The organism is Embleya sp. NPDC059213 (assembly GCF_042754445.1).
GTDB lineage: Bacteria > Actinomycetota > Actinomycetes > Streptomycetales > Streptomycetaceae > Embleya.
In genome coordinates, this window is sequence record NZ_JBHZAV010000209.1 from 1 (window position 1) to 16,147 (window position 16,147).

Genomic DNA, 16,147 nt, shown 5'->3' on the forward strand with positions numbered 1-16,147 from the left:
TGCCCGGCCTGGGGGGGGCGGAGGGGGTGGGGGGGTGGCGGCGCGGCGGGGGGTGGGGGGGGTGGTGTGCCCCCGACCGGTCCGCCGTCGGCGCGGGACGCTGCTGCGGCCCGGCTCAAAGGTCCGGCTCAACGCTCCGGCTCAAGGCACGGTTCGGGACACGGCTCGGAGATCCGGTTCAGAGCACCCGCTCCGTACGGTTCTCGGTGCGGTACATCGTGATGCCCAACTGCGGGAGCACCTCGCGCAGGAAGGGTTCCGGGTCGACGCACCCCTCCGGGGCGAGGACGCCGGTCCTGTCGATCTCGCCGGCCACGAGCCGGCGCAGGAAGGCCGCGGCGGGAATGGCCGTGATGTCGGCGGCGGAATCGTCGTTGTCCGGGTCGGACATGTCGCTGTGGGTCTCGATGGAGACCGATGCGGGGGCGCCGTCCTTCTCGCCCTCGGCGCGGATGTGGAAGACGGCGCCGATCGGGGCGTCGGACACGTCCGTCTGCACCGCCTGTTCGCCCTCGGTGCTGCTGAAGTAGCGGGCGATGTACGCCTGGGGCGACATGGGCAGTTCGCCGCGTTCCGCGCTCATGAGGCCGAGGTCGCCGAGCGTCTTGTAGATGTCGTTGCCGGCCTGTTGCCACCAGGTGAAGCCGCTGGTGGCCTCCTTGAGGCCGGGGATGAAGCGCGGGAGGGTGATCGGCTCGGCGTGGCCGAAGTAGCCGAAGTCGCGGGGGCCGTACGGTGCCAGCAGTTGGAACTGCCGTGGGTTGCTCCATGCCGGGACCTTGCGGTATTCGCCGTCGAGGTACTGGGTGACGTCGCCGCTGAGCGAGTGGAACATGTGCTCCAGGATGGTCGGGCCGAGGTTGGCGACGAACGGCAGGCCCATGACGACGTGGACGGCGTCCGCGCGGTCGAGGCCGTCGCAGGCCCAGCGCGCCATCAGGTTCGTGGTGCCCGGGGCGACGCCGCAGCCGGTGAGGACGGTGACGCCGGCGGCCTTGGCACGCTCGTCGTACCGGGGGTCGGTGACCAGGGCTTCGGCGACGTCGTACTCGTCGCAGATGTCGATGTAGTTCGCGCCGGCGCGGATCGTCGCGTCGACGATCGGCAGCGCGAAGCGGTAGAAGGGGCCGACGCCGTTGAAGACCACGTCCGCGCCGGAGACCACGGCGGTGACGCTGTCCGGGTCGGTGGCGTCGAACTGCGCGGCGCGCGCGCCGATGCGGTCGGCGAGCGCTTGTGCGCGCTCGGCGTCGAGGTCGGCGACCACCAGGTCGTCGACGCCCGGGAAGGCGACGGCGCGCTTGGCCACGCGGCTCGCGACCGCGCCGCTGCTGAGAATTACGATCTTCATGGAGTCCTCCGTGGACGTGTGGTGCGGGTGTGCGCGCAGGGCGCGGGGCCGGGACATCCGTGGGGCGTGGTCCCGGCCCGGGTCGTGGTGTGCGGCGACGTCACCGAGGGTGCGGATGCGCGCCTTCCGGTGGACGGATTCGGGCCGGCCGGGCCGCCGGCGCCGGCTCGGCGAGGCTCAGGTGGCGGTCGCCCCGGATTGCCCGCCGGTGGCCGGGGTGCGGCCGGATTTCATGACGACGGCGAGGACCACGCAGATCGAGCCGACCGCGCCGGCCACGAAGAATCCGGTGGTCCAGCCGGAATCCGTGTACACCTGGGGAATGTCGAACGTCTGTGCGCCGCCCTCGGTGGTCATCGTCGCCCGGTAGGGATGCGCGGCGAGGATCGCGGTCAGCACCGCCGTGCCCAGCGCGGCACCGAACGACTCGGCGAGGGTGAGCATCCCGGCCGCGACGCCCTGTTGTTCCTCCGGGACGGCTTCGATGACGAGGTTGTTGTCGCAGCCGTAGTAGAGGCCGAACGCGAGGCCGAAGAGCACGCCGACCGGCAGCAACATCTGCCACGAGTCGTGAAAGAAGCCGTACAGCAGCATCGACGCGGCCATCGCCACGAGGGACACCAGCAGGGGCAGCCGCAGCCCGGTGCGTTTGGCGACCGCGCCCGCGGCGGGTCCGGCGAGCATCGACGGGATGGTCTGCCACGTCATCAGGTGGACGGCGAGCGCGGTCAGCCCGAAGCCGAGGGCGTATCCGATGTCTCCGTGGAAGACGACGCTCGGCGCGATGTTGTCGATCGGCACGCCCAGGTCGGCGGCGAGGCCGGCCAGTACCCCGCCGTCGACCGCGTCCGCGTCGGTCTGGGCCATGTAGGCGATCGCATAGCTCTGGATGCCGATCATGACGTTGGCGAGCAGACCGATCGCCAGGACGATCGACACCTTCGGGGCGCGGAGCAGGGCGGGGTCGATGATGGGGTGGGACGTGCGGCGTTCCCACGCGGGGAAGGCCGCCAGGAGCACGAGTCCGGCGACGAGGTAAGCCCACGCGCTCGGGCGGCTCCAACCCCAGTCCTCGCCCTCGCTGACGTACAGGAGAATGAGGGCGGCGCCCGCGCCGAGCAGTACGGAGCCGATCAGGTCGAGCCGTTGCCGGACGCGTACGGTGCTTTCCGGGACCACCGCCCACAGGAGCGGCACCAGCGCCGCGGTGTAGACGACGAGGAACCAGAACATCGACCGCCAGCCCCACGTGTCCGACAGCGCCCCCGCCAGGAACGGCGAGGCCAGCGCGGAGACGCCGATGCCGGTGGCGAGGACGCCGACCGCGACGGTGACGTGTCTGCGGGGCAGGATGTCGCGCAGCAGGCTCGCGGCGATCGCGGTGATGGCGAACGAGGTCGCCTGTAGGGCGCGCCCGGTGAGGAACAACGCCCACGACGATGTGAGCGCGCACAGCACGGAGCCGGCGAGGAAGAGCACGGTACAGCCGAGGAGCAGCAGCTTCTTGCCGTGGATGTCGGCGAGTTTGCCCAGGATCGGCGTGGTCGCGCCGCCGACGAGGCCGATGATGATGATCATCCAGCTCAGATCCGCGCCCACGGTCGGGAAGGAGTGGCCGATGCGCTCGGTGGCGGTGGCGACCAACGTGTATTGCAGGGGCGCGACTTCGGTCACCAGCACCACCACGGCGACGACGGCCGACAGACGGGCGCGCGAGGCGCCGTCGAGACGGCCGCCGCCGGGCGGCGCGGTGCGGACGGCCGCAGGTCTGGCGCCCGGTTCGGAATCGGACGGGTTTGCGGGCATGGCGGACTCCCCGAGAGCGATGACGGGTTCAAAAACGCGGACCGGCTGCGGGCGGCACGGAGTGAGCGCCGGAAATTCGGCGTCCGTCGGCGGGGTCGCCGCGGCGCGTACGTCATCGTGTTATCCCTACCTGCTAAAGTCAACAGCCTGACCCTTTTAGGAGTTCGAATGACCGGCGAGACGACACGGCCGAAGGCGCGGCGCACGTCGGCGGGTACCGCCGAACCCGCGGCGACGGCTCCGGAGGGCGCCGCGGCGCCGCGTGGCCGGGTGCGGTCCGGCGGCCGGAGCGAGAAGGTGCGCCGAGCCGTCGCGCAGGCCGTTCTCGACCTACTCGCGGAAGGCGTGGTGGACTTCGGCCCCAGCGAGGTCGCGGCGCGCGCCGACCTCAACCGGAAGACGATCTATCGGTGGTGGCCCACCTACGCCGACCTCGTCCGGGAGGGCCTTGCCGCGCACTCCGGCGCGGTCGAAGTGCCCGACACGGGTTCGTGGGCGAAAGACCTGCGCCTGCTCGCCGACCGCCTCGCGGCCTTCTTCGCCGGCCCCGTCGAGGTCAGTACGAGCGCGATCATCGCCGGCCGCCGCAATCCCGAACTGAGCACGTTGATCCTCGAACACTTCGAACCGATCCAGGAATCCTGGCGCGCGGTCGTCGCCCGTGCGGCGGCCCGCGGCGAGATCGACCCCACGTGCACGCCGGAAGCGGTCGTGAACCTGCTGGTCAGCCAACTCGTCCTGGCTCCACTGCTGCTCGGGCGCGCATCCACCGGTGCCGAAGTCGACGCCCTGGTCGACCTGGTCCTGCGCGCGACGAGGCGCTGACACAGCGAGGTGACCACCCCGTCACCGGGCAGACCCCGGTGGTCGGCCGCGCCGAACGCCGACCGGCGGGATCCGGCCGTCGCCCTCTCGGGCGTCCCAGGCCGCCCCGATCTCGTCGGCCGGGCAACGCGGGCGGCCCTGTCCCGCGCGGACACGGCCGTGGGTCAGCGTGGTCGTCACCGCCCATGGGCGGGCGTGTTCCAACGGTACGAGAGCGGTGGGAACTTATGGCCGAATGACCGCTGGTCGACGACAGCGGGCCTTGAGACGCTCACAGTCTCTGGAAGGGGGCCCGCCCATGAAGCGGAACCCGCTCATCGGCGCGTTGAGCGTCCTGGCATTGGCCTCGGCATCGATCACGGCCGCACCCACGGCCCAGGCGACCGTGGGAGACGCCCTGTGCACGGTGCCCAGCAGCGACTCCTCGACGTACTCGCCGCCGCTCGGCCTCACACCCACAAGCACCACCGTGACGATCACCCGCGACCTGAACACGTGCACGTCCCTGAGCGTGCCCGCCATCAACTCCGCTCCCGTCACGGTGCACAGCGTCACCATCCCGTCCTACTCGTGCCTCACCCTCCTCAACACCGCTCCCACCACCATCAGCTTCACCTGGAACACCGGCGCGACCACCACCGTCACCGGAACCCGCACCGTCAACCTCGCCGCCGCCGCACTCACCACCACGGTGACCGGCACCGTCACCTCCGGCCTGTTCACCGGCGACACCGTCGTCTATCAACTCGTCGCACCCTCGACCGCCGTCCTCGCGTGCACACTCGGCCTCGGCACCGTGTCCAGGATCGACAGCATCGCCACACTCACCATCAACTGAACCGCGCCGGTCACGGCCGATGGCGCCCTTCCGCGCGTCGACCGCGAGATCCGCACCATCATCGGCACCACCAACGCGATGGAGTCGATCAACGCCCGCTACGGCGGCGGCACCGCCGGAGGCACCTGAGCCGAACCGACGAACGCAAAGTCGATCCCGGTACTTCTTGTCGTCGTGCGTCACCCGTCTGCGAGGCGTTGGATGGTGGTGCTCAGCCAGGTCTGGAGGTCGGCGGGGTCGCCGAGTTCGCAACGCAGCACCCGGCGGCGGGTCGAGACGCCGAGCACGAAGGCGTCGATCGCCGCGGCTCGGCTGCGGGCCTCCGTGTCGTCCAGGCCGCTCTCGCGCAGGTAGCGGTGCAGGGGCTCCAGCGAGTGCGTGTCGAGGAAGGCAGCCAGCGCCTCCGCCGCCTGCGGGCGTTCGCCGGACGCACGTTGCAGGACGAGCAGCGGGTCCTCCCCGGATGCACCGAACCAGCGCTGGGCGATGCTCGCCGCGAGGCGCGAACCCAGCGCGGAACGGTCGCCCTCGAAGGAGTCGGAGACCGGGATCTCCACCCTGGTCGCCGCCAGGAAAAGACCGTCCTTGCCGCCGAAATAGCGCGTGATCAGGTTGGGCGACACACCGGCCGCGTCGGCCACGCCTTTGACCGTGATCGCCGCGTACCCGTGCTGGGCGAACAGGCGTTGTGCGTGCTCCAGGATCCGCTGCCTGGTGGCGGCCGCATTGCGCGAAATCATGTGTACGAGCATACACATCATGTGTACGCTGATACACATGAATGACGAGATGCGGGAACGACTCCGGCGGACGCGGCGTGTCACGACCCCATGGAGTGACGACGGGAAGCGCGGCGTCAGCGGCACCCGCCTCGACGAACTACTCGACCGCTGGGCGAACGGATACGACTGGGGCGTACACGAGCGCCGCATCGACGACTTCCCGTGGGTGACGGTGCAGGCAGGCGACACCGACCTGCGTTTGATTCACCAGCGGTCCGCGGATCCCGGCGCCCCGGTGGTCGTACTGCTGCATGGCTGGCCGGACTCGGTGTTGCGGTTCGAGCGCGTCCTCCCGTTGCTCGCGGACATGCACGTGGTGGTTCCCGCACTGCCGGGCTTCCCCTTCGCGGCCCCGCTCACCAGTGCCGGCATGTCGGCCAACCGGATCGCCGGGATCGTCGCGGACGCTCTGGACGAGCTCGGTTACTCGCGGTACACGGTGTCCGGCGGCGACGTCGGTGGCACCGTCGCGGAAATCCTCGCGGCCGAACACCCGGACCGGGTGGCTGCCCTGCACCTCACGAACATCGCCCCGCAGCGTGCGCTCACGGCGGACCGCGCGAAGCTCGCGCCCGACGCTGTGGCCTACCTCGATCGGTCGACGCAGTGGTTCCGGACCGAGGGTGGGTACATCGCCGAGCAGTCGACGCGGCCGAACACGCTCGCCGTCGCCCTCGGCGACTCACCCGCCGGCCTCGCGGCGTGGATCACCGAGAAACTGGAGTCCTGGTCCGACGAGTCGGCCTTCACTGCGGACGAACTTCTCACCTGGACCACCGCCTACTGGGTCACCGGCACGATCGGCACCTCGTTCACCACCTATGTCGAACCGGTCGCCCTCCCCGACCGGATCGAGACACCGACCGTGCTCTCCGTGTTTCCGCGCGACATCAAACCGGAACCGCGAAGCTACGCCGAGGCGTTCCTGAACGTTTGCGATTATGTGGAACACCCTGCCGGCGGCCACTTCGCGGCCTGGGAACAACCGGAGACCTACGCCGACGACGTACGCCGTGCAATCAAGCTGGGCGGCTGAGACGCCCCGCGACAAGCCGCCACACCGCGGTGGACCGAGCGGAAACCCCGGCCCCACCCTCGATGTTCGGGCACGTCGGCACGCAATCCGATGGCCACCTGTCGCAGGATGTAGTTGGGCGGACGGCCCATTCGGCGGGCGCTCACGTCTCGTTGCGTTCCCGACGGCCCGGGACGTCGGCCGGTGTCGCGGGGTGTGCGGCCACGGTCGGTGGGTCGCACGGGATGCCTTCGGTGGGGACGGGACGGGTGCGAGTCGCTTGTCAGGCGCCGGGATCGGGTTGTATCGGCTCGGTGAGGTGGGCGCGGACCGCTTCCAATTGTGCGGCGAACGCCAGGCCCAGGAACAGCGCGATCGAAGTCAGGTAGGCCCACAGAATCAGCGAGACGAACGCGCTGAGCGGCCCGTACACCGAGTCGAACGAGCCGCTGAGCCGGACGTACAGGCCCAGCAGCCACGTCAGCAGCACCCACAACACCACGTACACGGCCGCCCCGAACGCCAGCCACGTGAAGCCGGGTTGGCGGCGGCGCGGTGACCACCGGAACACCGCGGACGCCGAGATCAGCGCGAGCGCGATGCCCACCGGCCGGCGCATGGTGTTGCACACCGTCCGCTGGGTGTCGCTCCAGCCGTAGACGTCACCGGCCGCTCCGACGATGTCGCGACCGGCCGCGGTCAACAGTACGCCGAGGCCGATCGGGATGCCCACCACGAGGGTCATCACCGCGGCGCGGCCGTACTTGCGCACGAACGGACGGTCGCGTTCCACGCCGTAGATCCGGTTGGCGCCACGCTCTATCTGACTCATCGCCGTCGCGACGTTGACCAGCGCGAACAGCAATCCCAGGGAGAGTGCGATCGCGCTGCCCTCGCCCGCTTCGCGCAGCGTGTCCTGCACGACCGCCGAACTGGGGCCGGTGGACAGCCGACCGAGGACCGACGAGACGAACCGGCCGAATGTGTCCGTGTGCAAGACCCTGGACAGACCGACGACGGCGATCGCGAACGGCAACACCGACAACACCATCTGGAGCGCGAGTGCGCGCGAGTGGGTGAACCCGTCCGCGTACCGAAAGCGGGTGAACGCGTTCTGGACCAGCGTCCAGCCGCCGTATCGGCGCAGTGTCGCCCACGCCTCGTCGGCCGAGAGCTCCTCGCCCTTCATGTCCCGCGTCTGGGGAACCCGCATCGCTGTACCCATGGGCGACTTCTGCCCGACGACGGCGGATACAGCGCGCGGAACCGGAGGGTTTCAGGTGGTCACCCGCTCCGGACACGTCCCCACCGACACCACCCCGCGCATGCCCGGCGCTCGCCCGGCGGCGCGGTCAGTCCTCACCCGCCGGCGCCTCCCTCACGTCCCGTCCGGTGGCCGCGAACGCGAACCACATCTCCTCGTACCAGACGCGGTTCCGCGCGAGCTCGCCGAGATCGCGCACGGTGGCGTACCGGTCGTGCGTCGCCGGTTGCAGCGTGAGCGGGAACACCCGCGCCACGTCCGCTTCCCCAGGGTGCGCGCTCAGCACCCGGAACTCCCACGTCTGGAGACCGTCCGACATCGAATCCGGCTCGTTGCGGCACAGGACGTAGTGCTCGTGCCGGTGGTGGACGCGCGAGCGGGCCCGTACCGCCACGGGCCTTTCCGCGCCGGGCAACTCGCTGCAGATACGGCCGATCACACGCCACGGCGCCTCGGGCCGGTGCAGCCCGAGCACGTCCGCGGCCAGTTCACGGCGCAGCTCGGCATACAGCGGTGCGATCGCGGTGAGCCCGTCGACGGCGTGCGCGACGTCGCCGTCGTTGTCGCACCACATCATGCTGTGCTCCCAGCGCGCGATGCGCTCGCGCACCCACGGTTTCAGCACCGCGTCGATCCCTGCATCGAGCCGATCGCCGTACTCCGCCCACTTCACGGCGAACAGCGCCGCGTCGTAGACCTTGCGGAAATCCTCGAGCAGCCCCATCGCGTCCCCCTGCACGGTCGTACCGTCGCAACCGTGGCCGACGGTACGCGAACGCGCGCGCCGGGGCGAGATCGAGGCGGGACATCGGCGTCGAAGACGCGCAGGCCGCGACGAGTTCGTCGGCCCGGGCGGTGCACGTCTCCTCCGCCGGCGGCGGGGCCGACGCCGGAAGCGTTTCGCCCGCGCCGGCATCAAGCGCCTTCCCGACCTGGTCCGGCCCGCCTCGGCCGCACGATGCCGCCCGATCATCGCTGTCCCGGCGCGGGACCCGACGCCGGGGCCGAGAGTCCTCGGGTGGGCTGCCGGACTCGACGCCGGGGCGGTGGCCCGCCCAAGGACGCCTGGCCGCATTCGGTGCCCCCACGGGCCCGTTCCGGCAATGGTCGGCCGGCCCGCCTCCGGTGATACTCGGCCCTCGACTCGCCGTCCGTTCCCGTCGTGAAGGTCAGGGGCGTTGTGGCCGGGGGTGGCGGGTGAAGGTGCTTCGGTAGGCGGTCGGCGTGGTCTGCAGGGCGCGTCGGAAGTACAGCCGAAGGTTCGCCGCCGAGCCCAGTCCGCATTGCCGAGCCACCTGATCGATCGAGTGGTCGGTGGTCTCCAGGAGTTCGCGGGCAACCCCTACCCGGGCGTTGACCAGCCATTGCAGCGGTGTGGTGCCGGTCTCCTCGGTGAAACGGCGCATGAACGAGCGCTGCGACATACGAGCGTGGCGGGCGAGTTCCTCGACGCTCAGCGGCTGGTCGAGGCGCTCCAGGGCCCAGGCCCGCGTCGAACCCAGGGACGTGTCACCGACGACCGCCACCGGCGCCGGCACGTACTGGGCCTGACCGCCGTCGCGATGGGGAGCGGCAACCAGGCTGCGGGCGATCCGGTTGGCGGTGACCGCGCCCAGGTCACGGCGCACGATGTGCAGGCACAGGTCGATGCCGCAGCACACCCCTGCCGAGGTGAGTACCTCGCCTTCGTCGACGTAGAGCACGTCGCGGTCCACCGCCACGGCCGGGAACCGCCGTTCGAGCTCGTCGACGTGCCGCCAGTGGGTGGTGGCGTGCAGCCCGTCCAGGACGCCGGCGGCAGCCAGCGCGAAGGCGCCGGTGCAGATCGACACCACCCGCCGGCCCCGGCCGCGGGCCTCGGCCAGCACGTCGAGCACCGCCCGGGGCGGTGGCCGCAGCAGCGGCTGGAAACCGGGCACGATCACGGTGTCCGCACGGCGGATCTGGTCGAGTCCGGCGTCGATGGCCAGCCCGAAACCACCGGTGGTGGCCACCCGGTCGGACAGGGCGCACACCGTCAGCGCGTAGGAGGTCTCCGGACGGCTGCTGAACACCTGCGTGGGGATGGCCAGATCGAGCGGGGCCACCCCGTCCAGCACCACCACGGCCACCCGATGGACACCCATGGCAGCATTCTAATGAAGATAGGCATTATTGCCACTCGTTGATGCGGCGTGACGGAGCGAGTCTCGACACGTGACCGAATCTGTTCCGCAGCACGTAACCGATGGGCGCCGGCTGCCGACGTCAACGCGGTGTGGGAAGCCACCGCGCCGCACACCACGCCCCGGATCGCCCGAACCCCGCAGCCCGTTGTCTGCCCCGAGGGGGCATCAGCGTCGATTCCGCAGGCCTGCCCCGGTCCCGGGCTCATCCCCGAGGCGGCAACCGATGAGCAGGCTCGGGCCGTTCACCATGCCCACCCGCCCTGTCGATGCTCGGCTCGATCGGGGCCGTCGCAACGCAGGCGGTCGGAAGGCCCCCGTCGCTCGATGGGGGGAGAACCGCCGCACGAGCCTGGCACTCCCCCGGGCGAACGCGCATGCAGGAGACCGCGCCCTCCTCCCACGGGTACCGAACGCCCTCGGGTGCGGCGAACCAGCGCACCGACGCCACCGCCCGGACCCACCGAACAGGTGCGTCGCACCGCCCACCGCCGACCCGCGACAGCGCACTCGACCCAGCCGGAAAGGACGAGCGTGAACACCCACTCCTCGGACACCGACCGCATGCCGCCGCCCGACGGCCGAGCCGTCACCGGCCGCCGTCCGGGATTCGCGAGCCTGCTGCTGCCGGCATCGATCCTCGTCTCCTTCCTGGCCGCCTCCAGCGCGCCGACCCCGCTGTACGCGACCTACGCCCGCACGTGGCACTTCTCGCCGATCACCACCACCGTCGTCTTCAGCGTGTACGCCGTCGCCGTGCTGCTCGCCCTGCTCGTACTCGGGCGGCTGTCCGACCACGTCGGTCGCCGCCCGGTACTGCTGGCCGCGCTCGCGGTCCAGACCATCGCAATGGTCGTGCTCACCACCGCGGACGGGGTGGACGCCCTGCTGATCGGCCGCGCGCTGCAGGGCATCTCCACCGGCGGGGCACTCGGCGCGCTCGGCGCGGCGATGCTCGACGTCGACCGCAGACGCGGCACCGTGGCCAACGCCACCGCGCCGGGAATCGGCACCGGCACCGGCGCGCTGCTGTCCGGGCTCCTGGTCCAGTACCTGCCGGCGCCCACCCACCTGATCTATCTCGTGTTCGTCGGCGTCTTCGTCCTGCAAGGCATCGGAGTGGCCTTGATGCCGGAGGCCACGACCCGCAAGCCCGGTGCGCGCGCCGCTCTCGTGCCGCGGCTCGCGATGCCTGCCGGTCTGCGCGGCCCCGTGCTCGCGGCGGCGCCCATCCTGTTCGCGGTATGGGCGCTCGCGGGTTTCTACGGCTCGCTCGGTCCGGCGCTTGCGCGGCAACTGTCCGGCTCCCCGTCGGCGGTGGTGGGCGGGCTCGGATTCTTCCTGCTCGCCACGGCCGGGTCACTGTCGACCGTCGCTTTCGACCACACCCGGCCCCGCACCGTCATGCTGCTCGGCATCGCAATGCTCGTGGTCGCCATGGCGGGCATACTGCTCGCGATCGACCGGTCCTCGACTGTCGGGTTCTTCGCCGGCAGCGTCGTCGCGGGCATCGGGTTCGGGGCCGGATTCCAGGGCGGCATTCGCACCGTCGTCCCACTCGCCGCCCCACACGAGCGGGCCGGCGTGCTCTCGGTCCTCTACCTCGTCTGCTACCTCGGCATGGGCGCGCCCTCCGTCATCGCGGGGATCTCGGTCGTGCACGGAGGAGGACTCGTGGGCACCGCCCGCGCCTACGCGCTCTTCGTCGTCCTGCTCGCCCTCGCGGCACTGGTCGCACTCCTCCCGACGAGCCGTTCGGCCCACCGCGCCACGACAAGCGGAGCCGGCCCCGATCGATCGCCTCACACGGGCGCAGGAGGGCGCAACAATGACAAATGCCACGACGCCCCCACCCGCATCAGAGCGTGCACCGAGGCGGAATGCCGCTGAGGAGACGGCCGGAAAGGGACGGATCCGACCGACCACGTCCAAGGTTCCCGGCTCCGGTTCTCCATCACCGATCCGGGTGATCGACTCCTCGAGCACGCGGCGGGCGAGCCGACTCGGAGTCGGGCCCCGTTCCACCGGGCCCGACGAGTTGCCGTCGCCGGCCCCGGCCCCGTCACGAGTCGAGGGCGCTGGGCAGGCGAGGTGGGCAGCCCTTGATGTACGAGGCGTTGTACTCGAAGTGCCAGACCTCGTTGTCGTACAGCCGGCACCAGCCGTACTTGCCGCCCTTGGCCTGGAGCCACGCCTGGGCGTTGGCCGGGTAGATGTCCACCGCGATGCCCTGGACGTGCATCGACTTCTCCGGCGGCAGCACCCAGCGCAGCGCCTCCTCGCGGGAGCCGACCTCGGCGATCTTCTCGTCCAACAGCTTTTGTTGGTGCCCCCAGCCGCGTTTGCCGGAGTTCAGGTTCAGCTCGATGCCCTCGGCCGCCATCGCCTGGTCGATCTTCTTCCACGCGGTGTACGCGGCCGGTGTGAGCGCCTTCGGGTTTTTGGGCGAGTCCACGTCGTTGGCCGGCGGCTTCACCGCCGAGGACGCGGTCGACACCGTGGGCGCGGGGGCGGGCTCCGCGCCCACCGCCGTATCCGTCCGATCGTTCTTGCCGTCTTCATCTCTCAGGGACAGGGTCGCCCCGAGCCCGGCCCCACCGAGCACCAGGACACCGGCCAGACTCCACACGATCGGCGTGCGTCGGCGGCGTCGGCGCGGTTCCCGACCGTCCGCGCGTCGGCGTTCGGCCGGCTCGGCCGGGGCCTCCGGCGCGGACGCGGGCCGCCGAGTCGGCGCGGACGGCTGGTCGCGCAGGTACCAGTCGGCGGGAATCGGCTTGGTCGCGGCGTTGAACAGGCCGGGCACGCCCGCCGTTTCGGATGTGTCCGCTGCTGTCGTGCTCTGCGGGCGCCTTGAAGTATCCGGGGCATGTGCTTCGTTGGGTGGATCGCCTTCGCTGGGTCGAGGATCGCTGCCCGTTGCGTCTTTCACCGGTGAACCCTCCTCGTGGGGAGCCCGGAGCCTTTCCCGGTTCACCTTTCGCACTCGCCCACACGGGTCGAAGCCGATGTGGGAAAACGCACCGCAACCGATAGCAGCCGGCCTGCGTTCCCCTCGAAACACCGGGTCGAAGAAAACGTCGAACCCCGCCGCCCGGTGTTTCGGGCGGACGGGTTCGACGTTCTCTTCGACAGTCGGTCCTCGAATTGCCGCCGGTGCGCCGGCAGGCCGCCACCGAACGCGGGCCCGCATCGACCACCGCACCTGCGGCTGCGACCCGTTGGGCCTCTTTCGGGGTCGCCCTCCGGGATCGTCGCCCGAAACGGGAAGCGGGAGGTCCACCACAACCCCCACGAGGGCCGCCGGATCCGGATCCGCCCGCCTGACGGGGAGCTCACCGAGGTGCCGTGGATCCACCAGGACTGCTCCGCCCTCCGTTCGAGGATCGCACGCGGCGGTACGTCAAGACGGTCACCGTCCACCACGCGGATCGCGACCGGTAGGAGGCCGATCCCGCCGAGGCAAGGCCGCCCGAGGGGCCGTGTCCAGCCTGCTGATTTCCCGCGAGGCATGTGGGGCGTAGCGGACCGTCAAGCTCATGGGGTGTAGGAGTGCCGTCGGAGTCGACCCGGCCCGAGAAGTCACCGGTACGCAGTCGCTCGAACCGGGCGCGGTCCTCGGCGCGTTCCTGGGGGGTCAGGGCTCGTTCCGGCACGATCTTCGCGTGCAACCGGTCGAACGGCGGGTTCGCGAGTTGTTCCTCGAACTCCGGGGCCTCTGCCGGGGACAACGTCTCCCGAATCTCGGCGATCGTCGTGGGCCTGTCGTCGTTCGCCACCGGAGCCTCCTTCACGGTGTGCCTGCCGGCGGGTTTTGGTGTCCGTTCGACTCCTCGTGCCCGGTATGGCGGTCCCGCGTCCGGGATGCGGTTGTTCGGCCGGCGAACCGCGCCGGTGACGGTCTCGGCGGTGTCGGCGCGCCTGCGGTCGGGTGTGGTCGGTGTCGTGACGGGCCCGGCCGCGCCGATCGACGCGATCGCCTGCGGCATCCCCATCGGATGGCAACTCGGGAATGGTGCCTGGGCAACGGGATGCAACGCCGCCCGGAGCGCGTCGGGCAACTCGCCGCCATCGACCCGAATGAAACCCGCGAGAGTGGTCGGTCGCCGCAACGAGGACTGGATCGTGTCGTTCTCGGGGCCCGGTCGGGGTCGGAGGCGCCAGGAGCGCAGGTGTTCGGCGACGGTGTACACGTCGGCCTTATCGGTGTCGACGGCGCGGGCGAGGTCGACGAGGGCGCCGTACGGTGGATCGACGCCCTGGTCGGACGCGGCCATGGACGCGACGGCGACACCGCACGGGGCCGGGGCGCGACAATCCGTCAGTGGATATGGTGTCCCAGCCAGCCGGCCGCGTCCTCGGCGTCCCAGTCGTAGTCCGCGTCGGACTGGACCACGGGGATGGGGACGGGATATACTCCTACGAGCGCGACCTGTCCGTTGCTCGTGCTCTCGGAGACTCCCTTGATCGCCGCCACCTCGGCGACGACGAAGGCCTCCAGCAGGGTGACGATGTCCTCGACGAACTCATCGCCCATCGCGGCCAGTTCCAGCACGGCGTTGAACATCTCCGCGCTCTCGCCGATCAGTTCGACGGCCTTCTTGTTGAGATGGACGAAGTACCAGACGCCATACGACTCGCAGTAGACCTTCGGGCCGTCCTCGGCCAGGACCCGCCCGGCGAACGCGCTCACGGCCTCGCCGGTCAGCCCTTGCTGCGCCGCCTCCTTCTCCCACTCCGGCCGGATCACGTTCAGCACGTCGTGCGCGGTCGGCTTCGGCCGGGCCCGCGCCTGAAGCGCCCCACGCGCCACCGCCTCCACGTCCAGCGCCGCCGTCGGGTCGAAACCCTCGACCTTCCAGCGCTCCAGGCCCGCCCGGATCCGGGCGGCCCTCTCCCGAACCTGTTCCTGCGTGATTCCGCCGGTGGTGTCCGACACGACTCCCCGCCTCCCCAAGCTCCTCAGGCTGCATCGACCCCGCCATTGAACCCGAGCCCCCCGACCCGACCCCATAGTCGATCCGGCCACCTTTCCCGCCGCACGAGACCACCGCCGCGCCCGGGCCGACCCCCCTCGCAGGGATCCGCGCCGGCGGTCCGGGCGGCTTACGCGAGAGAACGGGGCGACCTCCGCGCAGCCGGCGTCACCCCGGGGACGGACCGGTCGTCGGAGCCGACGTGCCGGCCGGCGGCACCGCGTACGAGCGACCACGTCGTCGCGCCGGTCGCCGGCGGGTGCGCAGCGCAGCCAGGTCCCAGCAACACCCCGTGATCCCCCATGGGACGGAGCCGCCGGGGGCGTCGGACCCGGCTCGGAAGATCACGCGGGAGAACGTGTGCGGTCGGCACGTTGGGGTCGCCTTCATGACACGGGTGCCGGGGCGGAGTGGGTTGCGTACGTGGGGACGGATCCGGTCCGGGCGTTGGAGGAGTTCGTGACGGCCTGGCATCGCGTCGAGCACGCCCCGGCGGGCGAGGACACGGCCCGAGTCCCGCGTTACCGACCTCGCCGGCCGGCCGATCGTCCACGATTCCTCCCGATCCGGCGCGGTCGAGCCCGCCCCGAATCACGTCGCTCCGCGTCTGGTGTGTCGGACGATACCGACACCGCGCGCCGGTCCCCGGGATCCCACGGACCGCGCCAGGCCAAGACGCGGGCGGCGTCGCGACACGCACCGGTTCGCCCCCGTGCATCGCTCCCCGGCCACCGCACGAGCGAACGGAACCCGACTGCCCAGCCCCGGCCCCAGCCCCGGCTCCGGCCCCGGCTCCGGCCCCGGCCCCGGCCCCGGGCAGTCGAACGGCCTGCCTCCCCGGATCTCGGCGTTCACGAAGTGCGTGTCGTAGCGGTTTCCACTCGCCGAGCGCCCGTACGCCGCCTTGCGCCACTGCGCGGCCACGTGAACCGCCACGAACCGTCCGCCCGGCCGTGTCCGATGAGCCAGGCGAGGCCGAACTCACGTAGGACAGCCGGTTGTCGACGGCCCGGCCCCGAGCGGACGACGGTGCGGTGGACGTGGCGGTGGTGATCCGGCCGGTCATGGCGGCCTCCATGGGCGCGGTGGTGCGGACGGGTGGTGGTGGCCGAACAGCCCCCGTGC

12 protein-coding genes are annotated in these 16,147 nt (G+C 71.0%); 4 read left to right on the top strand and 8 right to left on the bottom strand.

Going from position 1 to position 16,147, the window contains the following annotated elements; genetic code table 11:
* Positions 1–178: 178 nt before the first annotated feature.
* Positions 179–1,351 (bottom strand): saccharopine dehydrogenase NADP-binding domain-containing protein, encoded by a 1,173-nt coding sequence (locus ACFXMF_RS41100; protein WP_360314077.1) that lies wholly within the window; start codon positions 1,349–1,351, stop codon positions 179–181.
* A gap of 177 nt (positions 1,352–1,528) precedes the next feature.
* The gene (locus tag ACFXMF_RS41105) at positions 1,529–3,157 is read right to left on the bottom strand and encodes an MFS transporter (protein WP_360314075.1); all 1,629 of its coding nucleotides are present in this window, start codon (positions 3,155–3,157) and stop codon (positions 1,529–1,531) included.
* A 168-nt stretch (positions 3,158–3,325) separates the two neighbouring features.
* On the opposite strand from ACFXMF_RS41105, the gene ACFXMF_RS41110 reads away from it, so the two are divergent.
* On the top strand, positions 3,326–3,982 hold the full coding sequence (locus ACFXMF_RS41110; RefSeq protein WP_379991648.1) for a TetR-like C-terminal domain-containing protein: 657 nt from the start codon (positions 3,326–3,328) through the stop codon (positions 3,980–3,982).
* 298 nt (positions 3,983–4,280) lie between these two features.
* Positions 4,281–4,820: a hypothetical protein gene (locus ACFXMF_RS41115; RefSeq protein ID WP_360314071.1), complete on the top strand. Its 540-nt coding sequence runs from the start codon at positions 4,281–4,283 to the stop codon at positions 4,818–4,820.
* 179 nt (positions 4,821–4,999) lie between these two features.
* On the opposite strand, the gene ACFXMF_RS41120 is transcribed toward ACFXMF_RS41115, so the two are convergent.
* Positions 5,000–5,560, bottom strand: coding sequence for a TetR family transcriptional regulator (locus tag ACFXMF_RS41120; protein WP_360314069.1), 561 nt, complete (start codon positions 5,558–5,560; stop codon positions 5,000–5,002).
* A 37-nt stretch (positions 5,561–5,597) separates the two neighbouring features.
* On the opposite strand from ACFXMF_RS41120, the gene ACFXMF_RS41125 reads away from it, so the two are divergent.
* Positions 5,598–6,638, top strand: a complete 1,041-nt coding sequence (locus tag ACFXMF_RS41125) for an epoxide hydrolase family protein (protein ID WP_360314067.1) — start codon at positions 5,598–5,600, stop codon at positions 6,636–6,638.
* A gap of 262 nt (positions 6,639–6,900) precedes the next feature.
* On the opposite strand, the gene ACFXMF_RS41130 is transcribed toward ACFXMF_RS41125, so the two are convergent.
* The 3 genes from ACFXMF_RS41130 to ACFXMF_RS41140 form a co-directional block, all read right to left on the bottom strand.
* Positions 6,901–7,842 carry a YihY/virulence factor BrkB family protein gene (locus ACFXMF_RS41130; protein WP_379991649.1) on the bottom strand — a complete coding sequence of 314 codons (942 nt, stop codon included), beginning with the start codon at positions 7,840–7,842 and terminating at the stop codon, positions 6,901–6,903.
* Between the two features lie 127 nt (positions 7,843–7,969).
* The gene (locus tag ACFXMF_RS41135; protein ID WP_379991650.1) at positions 7,970–8,605 is read right to left on the bottom strand and encodes a hypothetical protein; all 636 of its coding nucleotides are present in this window, start codon (positions 8,603–8,605) and stop codon (positions 7,970–7,972) included.
* A gap of 445 nt (positions 8,606–9,050) precedes the next feature.
* Positions 9,051–10,007 carry a GlxA family transcriptional regulator gene (locus ACFXMF_RS41140; RefSeq protein ID WP_379991651.1) on the bottom strand — a complete coding sequence of 319 codons (957 nt, stop codon included), beginning with the start codon at positions 10,005–10,007 and terminating at the stop codon, positions 9,051–9,053.
* Positions 10,008–10,580: 573 nt separating this feature from the next.
* Between ACFXMF_RS41140 and ACFXMF_RS41145 the strand changes: the two genes are divergently transcribed.
* Positions 10,581–11,936, top strand: a complete 1,356-nt coding sequence (locus ACFXMF_RS41145; RefSeq protein WP_379991652.1) for an MFS transporter — start codon at positions 10,581–10,583, stop codon at positions 11,934–11,936.
* Between the two features lie 172 nt (positions 11,937–12,108).
* Here ACFXMF_RS41145 and ACFXMF_RS41150 read toward each other — a convergent pair whose 3' ends face one another.
* On the bottom strand, positions 12,109–12,852 hold the full coding sequence (locus tag ACFXMF_RS41150) for a D-alanyl-D-alanine carboxypeptidase family protein (protein WP_380021086.1): 744 nt from the start codon (positions 12,850–12,852) through the stop codon (positions 12,109–12,111).
* 1,515 nt (positions 12,853–14,367) lie between these two features.
* The gene (locus tag ACFXMF_RS41155; RefSeq protein WP_360314055.1) at positions 14,368–14,985 is read right to left on the bottom strand and encodes a hypothetical protein; all 618 of its coding nucleotides are present in this window, start codon (positions 14,983–14,985) and stop codon (positions 14,368–14,370) included.
* Positions 14,986–16,147 lie beyond the last annotated feature (1,162 nt).

What these genes read in the sequence shown, in the direction of transcription:
- ACFXMF_RS41115 (WP_360314071.1), top strand. Translation starts at nt 4,281, where the DNA reads ATGAAGCGGAACCCGCTCATCGGCGCGTTGAGCGTCCTGGCATTGGCC.
- ACFXMF_RS41110 (WP_379991648.1), top strand. Translation starts at nt 3,326, where the DNA reads ATGACCGGCGAGACGACACGGCCGAAGGCGCGGCGCACGTCGGCGGGT.
- ACFXMF_RS41120 (WP_360314069.1), bottom strand. Translation starts at nt 5,560, where the DNA reads ATGATTTCGCGCAATGCGGCCGCCACCAGGCAGCGGATCCTGGAGCAC.
- ACFXMF_RS41140 (WP_379991651.1), bottom strand. Translation starts at nt 10,007, where the DNA reads ATGGGTGTCCATCGGGTGGCCGTGGTGGTGCTGGACGGGGTGGCCCCG.
- ACFXMF_RS41135 (WP_379991650.1), bottom strand. Translation starts at nt 8,605, where the DNA reads ATGGGGCTGCTCGAGGATTTCCGCAAGGTCTACGACGCGGCGCTGTTC.
- ACFXMF_RS41130 (WP_379991649.1), bottom strand. Translation starts at nt 7,842, where the DNA reads ATGGGTACAGCGATGCGGGTTCCCCAGACGCGGGACATGAAGGGCGAG.
- ACFXMF_RS41100 (WP_360314077.1), bottom strand. Translation starts at nt 1,351, where the DNA reads ATGAAGATCGTAATTCTCAGCAGCGGCGCGGTCGCGAGCCGCGTGGCC.
- ACFXMF_RS41125 (WP_360314067.1), top strand. Translation starts at nt 5,598, where the DNA reads ATGAATGACGAGATGCGGGAACGACTCCGGCGGACGCGGCGTGTCACG.
- ACFXMF_RS41105 (WP_360314075.1), bottom strand. Translation starts at nt 3,157, where the DNA reads ATGCCCGCAAACCCGTCCGATTCCGAACCGGGCGCCAGACCTGCGGCC.